The sequence below is a fragment of the Psychrobacter sp. I-STPA10 genome (assembly GCF_021012795.1).
Taxonomy (GTDB): Bacteria; Pseudomonadota; Gammaproteobacteria; order Pseudomonadales; family Moraxellaceae; genus Psychrobacter.
Genome location: NZ_VFYU01000024.1, coordinates 100,075 through 114,710, shown reverse-complemented (window position 1 = coordinate 114,710; position 14,636 = coordinate 100,075). Strand labels below are relative to the sequence as shown.

The window sequence follows — 14,636 nt, the reverse complement described above, 5'->3', positions numbered from 1 at the left end:
TTATTTTATAAAATCATATATGACCCCTCCCATACCCTCCCCTTGAAGTAAGGGGAGGACTTAAAAACCAGTTCCTCCCCCTTTTTAAGGGGGAGGTTAGGAGGGGGTCTTATAAGTTGAGAGTGGCATATAGAATGTATACAATATAGATAGTGGCAATATTTGGCAGACATTAGTTGGCAGACAGTAGACCGCTATCTTGATATCATTGCAAAATAAATGATTATTTGCCATTTGCCTTTATAATATCTAGATAAAATCTAGCGTTGACTAAAACGCAAACCTGAGGTCTTAATGCCCCAAATCAGCTCAACAAAGGCTCTATTGTTGGTTAATGGCTCACCTTCTAAAATCAAAAAATAACCACTGCCATCAATCCATAAAAAGATAAAGCTGGTACTGGGCAACAACAAATCAATGTGTTGAAAAAAAGAGACTGCCTCACCACTGATGCCCCAGCCACGTTGTTGCTGACGTGATAAAAAATCACCAAAATCAGCCGCTGCCACACTCAAAGTATCTGCTTGCTCTAAGCTATATCCTATATGTGCTAAGCAAAAACCTTCATTGGAGGCGATTGCTGCTTTACGTTGTCCAGAGAGACTGGCAACCACATAAGGCAAAAACTTATCTAATGGCATACAAGGCGCTGGCAGTGCTGAAAAAAGTGTTTCTACCCACCCTTTTTCCATAAATATTTTTAGCCACGCTTCACCATAACTACCAACCCAATCAGACTTTTTGATTGCTACTTCTTGTGATAATACAGCTTGCAGAGCCTGTTGCTTGTCACTTGGCTTACGGGTAGCAAACGCTTCAAATACACCTGCTGGCGTTAGCATTAAATAATCAGTCTGAGTCACATTGGTTACCATATTATTTTATGATTACTTCTATTACCTGAATGACAGTTAGGGGTGCACAAGTATACATCCTTTGCCTAATACCTAAGAGACATTCAAGCTTAATTGATCAAAACAAATACTATCGCTTTAGCTTTGCAAGAAAATTTCTTTACATAAAAGTTGCTAAAAAGAAGGGGCTTGAAGGAAGTCAGACATCATACCTGTTGAAACATAAACTAAATTTTAATCTGCAATGGCATAGACCAATGAGCGTACTAACTGGCGCATCTGCTCTTTATCTCTGGCATCAACAGGCATGACATTGGCAGGCAAATCCATTTGTATTAACTGATCAGATAAACGCTGATGCAAATCCCATGGCATATTTTCAGCATGGGTGATACCAACGACCAATGAGCTGTCTTGCACAAGTGGAATAAAACACTCTAAGTAATCTTGCAAATCTTGAATTGGATCTTTGGCTTCTGCATTGAGTAACAAAATTAACCCTAACGCATTTTCACTTAATATTTCCCACATAAAATCAAAGCGTTTTTGACCTGGCGTACCATACAGTCGTACTTGTTCATTGGAGTCAAGCTGCATGATGCCGTAGTCCATCGCCACCGTGGTGGTCTTTTTTATTTTTTTTACCTCATCTGAAGCAGATTCTTCAGTTGAAACGATTTCTTTATCAGATAACACCCGTATCGCCTCAGTTTTGCCAGCACCAACAGGGCCTGCAATAATGATCTTATAGGTGTGGCGTGATAAAGCATCTGATAAAACAGTCATAATATATTCCTAGCCAATTGTTATTATTATCAAAAAAATTTTCTATCATGCCAAGTTGTACCCCGTATCACAAGTGGTTTCATGACTTGTGGGCTCAACAGTTATATAGACAGTTTTTGTAATAATCGTTTGAAAAAACCTGTGCGATTGGCTTGACGAATATCTGTATTTTTAGGTTTTTCATCTGCTATTTTCTTTGTAAAATCAATTATTTGTTGGGTTTCAGCCACTAATACTGACTCATCGGCAACACCCGACAATATACATAATAAAATAAGATGGTTTAGCTGTTGTAATGAAATCTCAGGAAACAATACTTGTAACTGTGCCAATGTACGTACTTTATTTAGACAGGCTGCCAATACAGGGTAAACGTAACTTGGTACAAAACGCATCATAGCAAAGTTAGGAATATACTTTACCTTTAACTGCAAACAACTGGCAGATCTAGGGATTTCTTTGAAGTCTATTTCTGCTGCCAACTGCCAAAACACAGTGCTCAACGCAAGTTTTTTATGTCCACTGAGGCTAAGCTGCTGTGATTTTTGTTTGTATTGTGTCTCACTAATTGGAATGACTCTGATATGATTGGTTGTGGATAACGCATATTGATATCCACCAACAATACAAAAGTAGTCTATCACTCTGGCAATATCTGCACCCATGAACACACTACGCTCAGTTGGATTAATCAACAGCTCATATTTATTCACTTGTAATATCATGGGCTGGTTTTGCGCAAAAACAGACAGCACCGTTTGCACAAATATGGTGTCATATACTGGTGTAAAGTATTGTTTTAAAACACCATCAATAATCTTGACATTAGGCCGACTTTTTTTGACCACATGTGCTACTTGGGTTTGCAGTGATGCTGATACTGTAGACGGTAATAAATCATCCTTGCGACGGCGGCTTATATGACTGGTCTTATCATGAATAAATGATCGATGGTTAATTGCAGTGCTGATCACTGATTGTTTGTGGGTGCATATATGGCTGTGTGTTTGTGAGACGTTTGCATTTGCCTCAGGCATCGAGGCAACCGTTGACCTTGAAAGCTGATTACGTAAAGATTGTGCTGGCATGACGTTATAATTTCTAATTTTTTGCAGCATATCATTCATATCATGCATCGAATAGGGCACTGATAAATACAAAATAGGTGTGTTTGTCTGCTGCGTTAATACCTGCCAATCTCTCAAATCTCTTCTAGAAACCAAAACTGTTGGATTGGTTTCTATAAATTTAAGTAAGTCAGATTGAAACTGGGTAGAATATTGAGTCATACCTACCCCTTCTAAATCCACCATAAACGCATCCACAGTAACCTTGATTTGGCTGCGTTGTGGCAACGTCAAATGCATTTGTCCAGAAAATTGTCTTTGAATCGAAAAACCATGAATAGACTGAAAATTTCTTTTGCATAACATTTTTATTGCTGCTGCATTTTGCTCAGAAAAACCAATTAAGAATAAATTCATTATTTACTCACAACAACTATTATATGCTCATATAAATATTAAATAATTTAATACTAGACAGAAATATTAATTATTTTTAAAAAATAAAAAATATTTAATAATTATCTATTTAATATCAATTTAATATTCACTCATTTATTGCATGTATTTAAACATAAACTGCACTTATAAAATAAAAATTCAACTAAGCTATGTGCTTCTTATTGTTATAAATGTCAGTTATAAAAGTACTATTATAATAGATATAATTACCCAGCCAATTGTTTTGGTTGATGTTGTAAATCCTGCTGACACTCTTGCCAGCGTTTATCAAATAGCCAATTTCTTTTACCTAACTTGAACCAAGCAATCGTAAATGCCATGACATCATGACAAGCAAGACAATGCGCAAAAAAATCAGACTCTATTTCTGTTATACGTTGCTGTTTTTTTTGTTGCTTATTAAATAGTAATAACTCCACCACTTCATTTGCCAACTGTCGAGCATTATCACTACTGGTCAGCAAATTATGGGAGGAGACATTGAGCGAAGGAGATACCAGAACACTCCAACGAGTCGCTAGAGGACTCACTTTTTGCATATAATCAAATTTTAATATACATTGCTCGAAAGCCTTATAAACATTGGGCTGCAATCTATCTTCAACCTTTTTGAGAACCTGCCCACCAATAAAGGGAATCTCATGCCAACATCCATAGAACATGTCTGCTAACGCCCCTTGCAAAGGCTCATTAATCATCAATGTTTTGGCAAACTCTATGCGCTGTTGATGGAATGATACTTCGTTAGGGTGCTGTACTACTCGCCGTGAATAAGAACGAAACTGGTTGTCTTGTCTGTTGGCTATCATGCTGGCTGCTCTACTGTCACCGTACTTTAGGTGTCAATCCATATTAAAAATAAGAGTGTTAAAAAATAAGAGTTAAAAAAACCATGCTTATCATATTAGGCAATATCCATACTTTTAATAATGCTGTCGTTTGGACAGCCTATTTATTAATAAGCATCATCATACCTACTATAATAGCATGGTGCTATCAGTAAAAAAACCTTTTATCTTAAATTTTTTACATTTAATCTAACAGAGTTTCCATTAGATCAATCATGAACTCAGCAGATTCACCATCCATCGCCTCAAAACCACGCTCAAATCCTAGCTCATTAAGCAAGGCTTGTGCTTCTGGCAGCTCTTGCAATGATAAAATTACCTTTTCAATGGTTTCAAGATGCTCAAAATCTTCTTTCACTAATAACACATGACTGATATCTGCCAGATCACTTTCAATCAAAACATTCAGTTGTGCATGTGTCAGCTTAGATAAGCCAGCAAATATATCCGCTAAAAAGAAGGCAACCTCTGCCTCACCTTTAATCACTTCTCTAGCCGCTGCTTGATAAGATTCGGTAATTTGAAAATTGAGATCGGCTTCTGTCAAGTCCACCGCCTCAAGCAGACGCAAACCAATCAGTTTGACGTCTCTATTATTTGCCATAGCAACCCGACTACCCGCTTTGATGTCCTCTAAACACTGGATATCACTATTTTCCGCAGCGGCAATCACCATTTCATCTGACTTACCCACAGGACGGGCAATGGCTCGATATCCCTGCTTGCGGATTAAAGCGGCTGCATCAAAAGGGTTGGCATAAATGATGCTGATGTCCTTTTGCGCAATCAACTCTTCTTGCTCTACATGGGAAGCAGGAGTTAATAGATGCAAGCCAATATCTGAATGCCTTTGCAGCAATGTATTGAGCATGTGCCAACCAGCAAAACGCTCTGGAGCAAAATCTGGAGCAATCAAAAAATTATAGGTCATGTTATGAATCTCCTTGCTGCTGTTGAGTTCGCATGGCGGCATACTCGGCAGTTGCTGCTTCAATTTTGCTGCGTGATGGCTTGCGACGTACCGAAGTATAACCCACAGTCACACCACGTCTAACATTCGGTACAGCGGTGGCATATACCCAATAATGACTACCATCTTTACAAAGATTTTTGACATAGCCATGCCATTTTTTACCCGCTTGTAGTGTTTGCCACATCTCAGTATATATAGGCGATGGCATATCAGGATGACGTAAAATATGATGCGGTTTACCAATTAATTCGTCTCTCTCATAGCCACTGATTTCAACAAACGCATCATTGGCATGGGTTAATATACCGTTTAAATCAGTACGTGATACGATCAGTTTACCATCTGGATAAGGGCGTTCTTCTTTTGTGTCATATACGATGCGTGACGTACCATCATAGTAATTAAGCTGATGCTGTGACGCAGGTTGACTAGGTTGTACCATATCTGGTATTTGTGTGCCCAAAATGACCTCCTTTACTCTCTACAATCATATAAAAATATATGCTAAGGACTGAATAAATTTTGGTGGTGTTCTAAAAAGTATGCTACCCCTCCCTAACCCTCTTTGGGAGAGGGCTGAAGCTATGGTAATTTATTAAAAATAGTCACAGCATACTTTTTGAAACCCTACCTAAATTTTAAATAAATTTAACTGCCATTAAAAATAACCAAACAAATAGCAAATTCAAATAATGTGCGCTAAGTTTTATTCTACATTGCTTTACTGATACAAATAACGACATCAGATGAATAACAAATCATTTGATGACAAATCTTAGCGTTATCAGACTCTATATCAGTTTAGACAGTGCTTCAGCTGCCCGCTTAATATCTAGGAAAATCAAGCCCAGCTTGGCATTTGATTTTGCGATGATGGTCAATACTGCCTCATCTCCTGCTGAGGTCATGATGACATAACCTTTTTCACCTTGAATCATCACTCGATCAATCTCACCACGCGCAAGCTCTCGCCCTGCTCTATCACCCAATGATAAAAGTGCCGCAGACATCGCACCAACACGATCTTCATCAATACCATTAGGTAATGCTGAAGCAATCATCAAACCATCCTTTGAAATAAGGGCAGATGCTTCCACATCAGCAGAAGAACCATTTAAGTCATTTAAGATTTGTTGCAACATATCTGTACGCATTATTTGATCTCCATATTATTAAAGTAGGTATAGCTTATTAAAGTAGATATAGCCAACCTATAAAATATTTATAATATAAATACTTCTTAAAATAGAACAAAAGTTGACTAATTTTTTTGTTGCTTTTAGATATTCGATGAGCATCATATATTAGTTTTTTGATGAAATAAATAAAAATTTATCGCTAAATTAATTATTAATAAAGCTCTGCTATTTTTATAATTCGCTTTTATTTCATAACATACTGATAAGCATGGTAAAATAATATTACAATTTTGTTTACTTTATTACAAAAAATATAAAATAAAATTTCATCGTGTCAAAATATTAAGTACAATATTATTGTATGAAACAGATATATTAATCTTGATTTTTTATTATTCCGCATTCTTTAAAGGAATTTCTTTAAAAGAATATACCCCTATCCACACTCAAATAAGTTTTTATAAGATGAAATATTACACCTTACCGCAGCTACAACAACAAGTATCCAAAATTTGCCTTGGTACAATGACATGGGGACAACAAAATACGGAAGCACAAGCTCATGAACAGATGAGCTTTGCTTTGGATGCTGGTGTCAATTTTTGGGATACTGCTGAGATGTACCCATCTCCACCAGACAAAGACAAGCAAGGGGCAACTGAACGCTATATTGGCTCATGGTTTGCTAAGACAAATAAACGCAAAGACGTCATCCTTGCCAGTAAAATCTCACCGATGAGCTTTTTGCGTGATGGCAACACCCGTTTAAATGCCGAGCACATCAGTGCTGCCATTGATGGCAATCTTGAGCGTTTGCAGACCGACTATATTGACATCTATCAACTACACTGGCCTGAGCGTCAAAGTAATTATTTTGGTAAACGTGGCTATACCGAAGCAATGGCACAGCAGGATTTAAGCGAGTTAACGCCTTTTTTAGAGACCATTGAAGCTTTAAATAATGAGATTAAAAAAGGTCGTATTCGTGCTTATGGGCTATCTAATGATACACCTTGGGGCATCATGCGCTATTTGTGGGAAGCTGATAAAAATGGGCTGATTGCACCCATTACGGTACAAAACCCCTATAACTTGCTCAATCGATTGTATGAAGTGGGTATGGCAGAAATCTCCCATCGTGAAAATATTGGTTTATTGGCATATTCGCCATTGGCATTTGGGGTGCTATCTGGTAAATACTTAGGAGGACGTCGTCCTAAAGGTGCCAGATTAACGATATATGATCATTATGAGCGTTATCTGAGTGCTGAGGCAAAGTGGGCAACACAGCAATATGCAATGATTGCTGAAGATGCTGGGCTGGATATGGCACAAATGGCGTTGGCATGGGTCAATAGTCGCTCATTTGTTGCTGCCAATATCATCGGTGCAACCTCAATCGAGCAGCTACGAGATAATATTAATAGTATTGATGTTGAACTGAGTACAGACGTTATTGAAGCCATTGAAAACGTACAACGGCAGCAATCCAATCCATCGCCATAATACAGTCGATACTCAGCTAACACAAACCAAACCAATTGGCTAAAAATAAGCGGGTGTTCTAAAAAGTATGCTACCCCCTCCCTAACCCTTCTTCAAAGAGGGATAGAACTGTTCCCTCTCCTAATGGAGGGGGCTAGAGGGAGGGCAAAATAACCACAGCATACTTTTTGAAACACTATCAAAAATAATCTGACTTTACCATACTATAAAAAGCCCCATTCAGCATTGCTGAGTGGGGCTTTTATGGTTAACTGTGCTAAAATCTACCCTACTTTGCAGCCCTCTGTGTAGCCATTGTTTAATGTTGCTTCCATTTAACCCCGTCATCTGTTTCATTATATAATTTTGTATATCCATACAACCATTCATACATCATAGGTAGATTCATGAGCACCCCCGTTTTGGCAAATAGTAACAACCAACCCCCTAAAACCGCCTCTCAGCAAACATTTGCTATCGTTATTACTTGCGCCGATGGACTTGAAGCACCCCTACAAACTGAGCTAACCACCTTTGGCATTGCCAGTGATATCAGCAGTACGGGACGTTTAAATGTCACCGCTACTTTGGCACAGATTTATACCATTTGCCTGTGGTCACGCGTGGCTTCTCGGGTGCTGCTACCCATCAAACGTCGCAATATTAATATCGATTATGATATTGCTGAGCAGCTTTATGGTCTGGCAAGTACGGTGGATTGGACAACGTGGTTTAATTTGGATAATACTTTTGCCATTCGTGTTTCGGTGGATAAGCGTATGCCAGTGAGTCAGCAGTTTGCGATGCTGCGTACCAAAGATGCCATTGCAGATAGTTTTAATAAAAAATACGCTGCCCGCCCCGATGTCGATAGTGAGCAACCTGATTTCCCCATTTATGTCAATATTGCTGACAAAACGGCTGAGCTGTATTTAGATATCTCAGGCACCAGTTTGCACCGCCGTGGCTACCGTGTGGCGATGACCGATGCGCCTCTAAAAGAAAACCTAGCTGCTGCCCTACTCTATAGCGTTGGCTGGCACGAAAAGGATCGTTATGATGCCATCATCGACCCCATGTGCGGCTCAGGTACGTTTTTAATCGAAGCCTTACTGATGCGCTGTGATTATGCGGTTGGACTGGATAAAGCCGAAGGTCAATTTGGCTTTTATCATTGGCAACACCATGACAGCGAGCTGTGGCAACAGATGGTGATTGATGCCACTGAGCGTTTTCATGATGCTTTAGCGACTTTTAGTGATGCACAGCAGGCTGAAACAAATAATATACTGCCCACCATTATTGGTTATGATGCTGATGTGGGTGCCATTAAAGCCACTTTAAAAAATATGATAGCGGCAGGTTTACAACCCATCGTCTCACAGGTGATGCTACAACACCGCCCCTTAAATCAACTTAAAGCAGGGCTTAGTGACTGGCAACAGCAAGGTAAGCTCAATGCACCACTGATCATCACCAATCCACCTTATGGTGAGCGTTTGGGTGATGAAGATATGATTAAGCCTTTGTATCAAGGCTTAGGACTCATCTTGCAAGAGACGTTTGTAAGCTCAAAACACGCACCGACACTCGGACTACTTGCCGCCCATGTTGAGCAAGCAGATGTGCTGCCGATTGCCAAGCCACAAACGCTGCGCTGTCATAATGGTGCAATTACTGTTTATTTCCGCTATGGTACACTCATCACCAAAAGCCCAGCAGCGTTAATCCATACCTTTGAGAAAAAAGAAATCAGCGTTGATGCTGGACAAGACTTTATCAATCGTTTGCAAAAAAATGTGGCAAAGCTAAAAAAACAAGCTGGCAAACAAAATATTACCAATCTACGCCTTTATGATGCCGATTTACCTGATTTTAAGGTCGCTATTGATGTGTATGCAGATAATGTGCATGTGCAAGAGTATGCGCCACCAAAATCCATTCCACCCGAGACAGCAAAAAAACGCTTTAATCTGGCACTGATGGGCATTCGTGAAGTGTTTGGTATTGACCGCGAGCAGGTATTTATCAAAACACGGGCAAGACAATCTGGTAAAGATCAATACAGCAAGCAAGGCGGTAATAAACAAGGTAAGTTTTATATTGTTCAAGAAGACAATGCCTATTTTTATGTCAACTTTACCGATTATCTAGATACAGGACTATTTATTGACCACCGTAATATGCGTGCGCTTGTCAAAGCAGCAAGTAGCGGCAAAAATGTATTAAACCTGTTTGCCTATACTTGTACTGCCAGTGTACATGCGGCATTGGCAGGTGCTAAGACAGTGACCAGTGTCGATTTATCACAAAACTATCTCGACTGGGGCAGACGCAACTTTGCTTTAAATGGATTGGATATTTCTACTAATCAATATCAATTTGTCGCAGAAGATATCTTTGAGTGGATTAAGGATAATACTGAGCAGTTTGATACCATTTTTATTGATCCACCGACCTTTTCTAATTCCAAAAAGTTTCAGGGGACGTTTGATGTGCAAAGAGACCATGCAGCATTGATTAATCGTGCCATGAATCGCCTAGCTACGGATGGCATATTATACTTTTCTAATAACTTTACTAAGTTTGAGTTAGATGACGAGCTGCGTCAGCGCTATGATGTAACCGATATCACCCACAAAACCATTGGCTTTGATTTTAATCCCAAACGCCCAATTCACCAAAGCTTTGAGATACGTCATCGTTAATATCTAGTGTTTATTGGCAAAAATTAGGGCAAGCCATCTGGTCGCTTGCCCTAATTAAAGATATATAAACACTATATATAAACACTATGCAATTGCTAAAGCTGAAAAAACGACCTTATAAATTTTTACCTTTTAAGGATTCAGTTAATTTTGCATTACTCTCATCAAACAAGAAACACACCACCTCACGATCGCCAGTTTGCCAAGTATCCAACGATGGTGATAAGGTTGACATATTATACATAGATTCTTCAAAAGATTTACCCACATAACTTTCAAAGGCGGGGTCACAGTTTTCCATCACCTGAGTCTCAAAATCCTCATCGGTCGGTATATTATCACCAGTTAAGTTAAATAAATGAAATACTTCATAATCATGCGGTTTATCACAATCACGAATCGGCACTTCACTAATTTCTTCACCTGAACCACTATCAATATTGCCATTGGCATCATTAAAGCAAGTACCCACTTGTAAACTAAACACATCCTTTTCATCTAAGCTAAGTGTTTGCTCTGCCTGTTCTCTTTGTTCTACAGAACAACCCAGCATACTCACCACACCCACAGACATCAAAGCCATCAGTAGATACGAAAAGCACGATGTAGCCTGTTGTTGTGATGAACGACTAATATTAGCAGCTGGGGTATTTTTTGCAGTATTTTTTTGCGGCATACAATAATTCCATAATTAGAAGATGTTTTATGTCAATTTATACTAGGTTGATTTAAGCTAGATGATTAGTCATTCTGTAACGATACTATATAGTCAATAGACCCTAATATAAATTTATAAATATCATTGCATTGTACCGAACTTCGATATGAATTGTTACTAAATCATTAATAAATATCATAAAAAGTAAATTTCTAAGGTAAGCAACAAACTATGTTTAATCCATACCCTCACATCGATATTGCTTTGGGGTGATGCCATAAGTTTTGTGGAACAATTGGCTAAAATGGCTGGGCTGATAGCCACACATACCCGCAATATCCTTGACATTTAAGGCTTTGTGATGTCGTAGTAGCTCACAAGCATGCTGCAAGCGATATTGAGTTAAATACTCATGAATACTGATATCCAACACCTGCTTAAAATACTGCTTTAAATAGCACTCATTGGTACCCACTCGCTGTGCTAATTCTGCGATGGTCAACGGCTGCATAAATTCACTATGAATAATATCTTGTACAGCATGCACATATTTTTTGCCATGTTTTGGTAAGCCAGCTCCATAATTAGAAGTACAAATGGTCGGCTGCTCTGCCATCTCTAGCATCATTGCCAGCCAATCAATAGCTTTTGATTCTACCCGCAGCGCATCACTTACCCGACTTACTTTAGGCATGGTGCAAATTTGCCATGCCAACTGACGTAGGGCAAAAGGGACAGCAATACGGTCTATGTATTTTTTATCTTGATTCTCTATAATATGTAATAGCCATTTTGGCAAACGCTGCTGCTCTTGTAACTGGCTAATATAACTATGGCTAAATTGCAAACTGGTGTAATACAAAGACTGGTCGAGTGCATGTAAGGTATTACCTGCAAACTCATAACCATTAGTGATGTTCATATCACTGTGATGCAAATGTTCAAATGCCAACTTTTTGGGGTCAACTTGTTTGTCACTAAAGGTAAAACACACACCAATATAATCCAAATCCTCAAAGGCAGGATAGCGAATGGGGGTTGTGGTTTGTAGCTGCCGCCGCACCAGTCGAAACCCTGATTGAAACTCATGTGTTTCTCGATAAGCACTCACACGATCATCACAGCTAGTGATTTGCACATGAGCCATCTGCTGCTGTTGCCATGTTATTTTGTCGTAATCTATTAACATCATCATCTGTACCAGTAATTAAAAAATGGTAAATAAAAAATAGTGTGATCCTACAGGATTACTCTTTAACTTAACTTACAACCTGTTACACCCCGTTTTTACTGTCTTGGTAAGCTCATAGGTTTTTGATAAGACTCATAAATTTTCCCAATTTCAATATATTTTTTTCCTCATTATTACACATTAATATTTTGTTTTATAGATAATATCAGTTCTTATTTGTATAACGATTTTTCTTATCACTTAGTATTTTAGTTTATTAGTTTATCGTTTCATTAATAAGCTGATAAACCCCTTAGCCATAATCTACCACGCTTTATATAGCGACTTTTAGGAAGTACTATGCGACCAAATCACCTCTGCTTATGTTTACGTTTATTACTATCTACTGCTGCGCTAGGTACCGCACAACTGGCTTTAGCAGCACAAACATCTGCTAATGGTGATACAACAGAAGATCTACCACATACCACCATAGATACCATTGTGGTTACTGCAAGCTCAGGTGGCATCACTCCCAGTGTCAATCAACAGGTGGTTGAAAAAAGCAATATCGTTGATATGAAAGACGTACTCAAAGACCAGCCCAGTCTCTCTGTTGGTGGCGGTAATGGCGTATCACAACAACTATATATTCGTAATTTTGGTGAAAATGAGCTGACCTTTAGTGTGGATAATACCGCACCTAATTCGCAGTTATTTCACCATCAATCCCGCTTTATGTTTGATCCTGCGTTACTTAAATCAATGAATATTGAAAAAGGAACAGGGCAAGCCAACTCTGGTATCGGTGTCACAGGTGGTGCAATACGTATGACCACCGTTGATGCCAATGACATGCTGCGCAGTGGACAAAATGTTGGCGCAATGCTTGGTGCAGGTTACAGCTCAAATAAAGGCTATCGTGGGGTGGGTGCATTTTATGGACGCAGTGACGATCACCGCTTCGATGGTATCGTCATGGGTAATTATGTTAAGCATGAGGATTATAAGGATGGCAATGGCGATGTGGTAGAAGACACTGCTGTGAATCAAGAAGCCTATATGGCAAAATTTGGCTGGAACGTCAATACAGACAACCGCCTTGAGTTAAGCCATCGCCGTGAGCAGCAAAGTGGCGATTTGCCATTACGTGCAAACGTTATTGTCGACAAACAGCCAATCATGGACACAAAACTGACTCAAGATACCACCAATATCGCCTACCAAGGCTATAATGTGGCAGGTCGCACAGGTGTCGATGTCAATGCGAATGTCTATTATAGTCAGGCGGCTGAGCAGCGTACACAAATCGAAAATATCAGCACCAATCGTGTGCCTAAAGAATTAGATATTGATATGACCACCACAGGCGCAAATGCGTCGGTGTTTTTACCAACTTTTGCCAATCATCTTTTAGAGACAGGTGTTAATTATCGTGACAGCCAAACCAATGCGAAGAATCAAAGTGTTGGTAGTGGTCACGAAGACAAAAAAGAATCTGGTGTTTATGCACAAATGCTGTGGGATTTTAACCCAATCAGCCTAACCACGGGGGTGCGTTATGACCATTATGACATCACCACTAACCAAGGTAAAAACATCAAAGATGGTCTGGTTAGTCCAAGTATTGCTGCCAAATGGCAGATGAATGATAATTTTGCAGTTAATGCCAGTTGGTCACAAGCGATACAAGCCCCTCGTATTTATGAGTCTTTGATATTGGGCTTATCAAATGGGCTAAATCATGATTTTGCTGACAATATAGAGCCAGGTAAAGCGCAGACCACCGAAGCAGGTATAGAGTGGCATGGCGACAACGGCTTTATGGCGGATGCCAATGTTTTTGAACAACGTATCAAAGACTATATAAAGGTTGAGTCTATTAAGGGCATTTCAACACAAATGAACAGTGGAACCCTCAAAAGTCGTGGCTATGAAGCCAATGTGGGTTATCGCAAAGATGGTATTAATGCCTTTATGGGCTTATCTCGCAGTAAGACAGATCTCAATGGTGACTATTATGGCTATGCGTTAGATATCTTGCCGACAGGAACAAAATATAATGCCAGCGTTTCTTATCAGTTCGATCAGCCTCGTCTTGAAATTGGAGTAAAAAACCAATATGTAGATGATTATAGTTATCAAACTGAAGTAGAAGATAGAAGAACCAAACAGATAACCACTGAAAGTGGTCATCTGCCCAGCTATTGGGTGACAGATGTGTTTGCTAACTGGCAACCGCTTGTAGATGATAGATTATCTATCAATGCCAGTATTAATAATATTGCTAACAAACAATATTATAACCAAAGTAACAACCGCTCAACGCCTGTGGACTTTAATAAGATATATCCTGAAAAAGGACGTGAGTTTCGGGTGGGGGTAAACTATAAGTTTTAACGGCTGGATGCTGAGTAAGCATAGACCTTAAACAACGATTTAGAATTTAGATTAAAATAATTGTTTTTATTAACTTAAATTTGTTTTA

The 14,636-nt window shown here is 39.0% G+C and carries 12 protein-coding genes; 3 read left to right on the top strand and 9 right to left on the bottom strand.

Annotated features, from left to right (window positions below):
- Positions 1-260: 260 nt before the first annotated feature.
- From FHK89_RS11830 to FHK89_RS11800, 7 genes are all read right to left on the bottom strand, one after another.
- The gene (locus FHK89_RS11830; protein WP_230660669.1) at positions 261-863 is read right to left on the bottom strand and encodes a hypothetical protein; all 603 of its coding nucleotides are present in this window, start codon (positions 861-863) and stop codon (positions 261-263) included.
- Between the two features lie 225 nt (positions 864-1,088).
- Positions 1,089-1,640 (bottom strand): GTP-binding protein, encoded by a 552-nt coding sequence (locus tag FHK89_RS11825; protein ID WP_230660666.1) that lies wholly within the window; start codon positions 1,638-1,640, stop codon positions 1,089-1,091.
- A gap of 101 nt (positions 1,641-1,741) precedes the next feature.
- Positions 1,742-3,124, bottom strand: a complete 1,383-nt coding sequence (locus tag FHK89_RS11820) for a hypothetical protein (protein WP_230660663.1) — start codon at positions 3,122-3,124, stop codon at positions 1,742-1,744.
- Positions 3,125-3,372: 248 nt separating this feature from the next.
- Positions 3,373-3,975 (bottom strand): hypothetical protein, encoded by a 603-nt coding sequence (locus FHK89_RS11815; protein WP_230660660.1) that lies wholly within the window; start codon positions 3,973-3,975, stop codon positions 3,373-3,375.
- A 223-nt stretch (positions 3,976-4,198) separates the two neighbouring features.
- A complete protein-coding gene (locus FHK89_RS11810) occupies positions 4,199-4,945 on the bottom strand; it encodes a PhnD/SsuA/transferrin family substrate-binding protein (protein WP_230660657.1) in 747 nt (248 codons plus the stop codon).
- 1 nt (position 4,946) lies between these two features.
- Entirely contained in the window at positions 4,947-5,450 is a 504-nt protein-coding gene (locus tag FHK89_RS11805; protein ID WP_230660654.1) for a PAS domain-containing protein, read from the bottom strand.
- A gap of 328 nt (positions 5,451-5,778) precedes the next feature.
- Positions 5,779-6,141 carry a roadblock/LC7 domain-containing protein gene (locus tag FHK89_RS11800; RefSeq protein ID WP_230660651.1) on the bottom strand — a complete coding sequence of 121 codons (363 nt, stop codon included), beginning with the start codon at positions 6,139-6,141 and terminating at the stop codon, positions 5,779-5,781.
- Positions 6,142-6,591: 450 nt separating this feature from the next.
- Between FHK89_RS11800 and FHK89_RS11795 the strand changes: the two genes are divergently transcribed.
- The gene (locus FHK89_RS11795) at positions 6,592-7,632 is read left to right on the top strand and encodes an aldo/keto reductase (RefSeq protein ID WP_230660648.1); all 1,041 of its coding nucleotides are present in this window, start codon (positions 6,592-6,594) and stop codon (positions 7,630-7,632) included.
- A 386-nt stretch (positions 7,633-8,018) separates the two neighbouring features.
- On the top strand, positions 8,019-10,319 hold the full coding sequence (gene rlmKL, locus FHK89_RS11790) for a bifunctional 23S rRNA (guanine(2069)-N(7))-methyltransferase RlmK/23S rRNA (guanine(2445)-N(2))-methyltransferase RlmL (RefSeq protein WP_230660645.1): 2,301 nt from the start codon (positions 8,019-8,021) through the stop codon (positions 10,317-10,319).
- Between the two features lie 115 nt (positions 10,320-10,434).
- Here the strand turns inward: rlmKL and FHK89_RS11785 are convergent, their stop codons facing one another.
- Both FHK89_RS11785 and FHK89_RS11780 read right to left on the bottom strand, forming a co-directional pair.
- The gene (locus FHK89_RS11785; protein WP_230660642.1) at positions 10,435-10,995 is read right to left on the bottom strand and encodes a septum formation family protein; all 561 of its coding nucleotides are present in this window, start codon (positions 10,993-10,995) and stop codon (positions 10,435-10,437) included.
- A 217-nt stretch (positions 10,996-11,212) separates the two neighbouring features.
- Positions 11,213-12,169, bottom strand: a complete 957-nt coding sequence (locus tag FHK89_RS11780) for a helix-turn-helix transcriptional regulator (RefSeq protein WP_230660639.1) — start codon at positions 12,167-12,169, stop codon at positions 11,213-11,215.
- A 339-nt stretch (positions 12,170-12,508) separates the two neighbouring features.
- Here FHK89_RS11780 and FHK89_RS11775 point away from each other — a divergent pair, with 339 nt between their 5' ends.
- A complete protein-coding gene (locus FHK89_RS11775; RefSeq protein ID WP_230660636.1) occupies positions 12,509-14,548 on the top strand; it encodes a TonB-dependent receptor in 2,040 nt (679 codons plus the stop codon).
- Positions 14,549-14,636 lie beyond the last annotated feature (88 nt).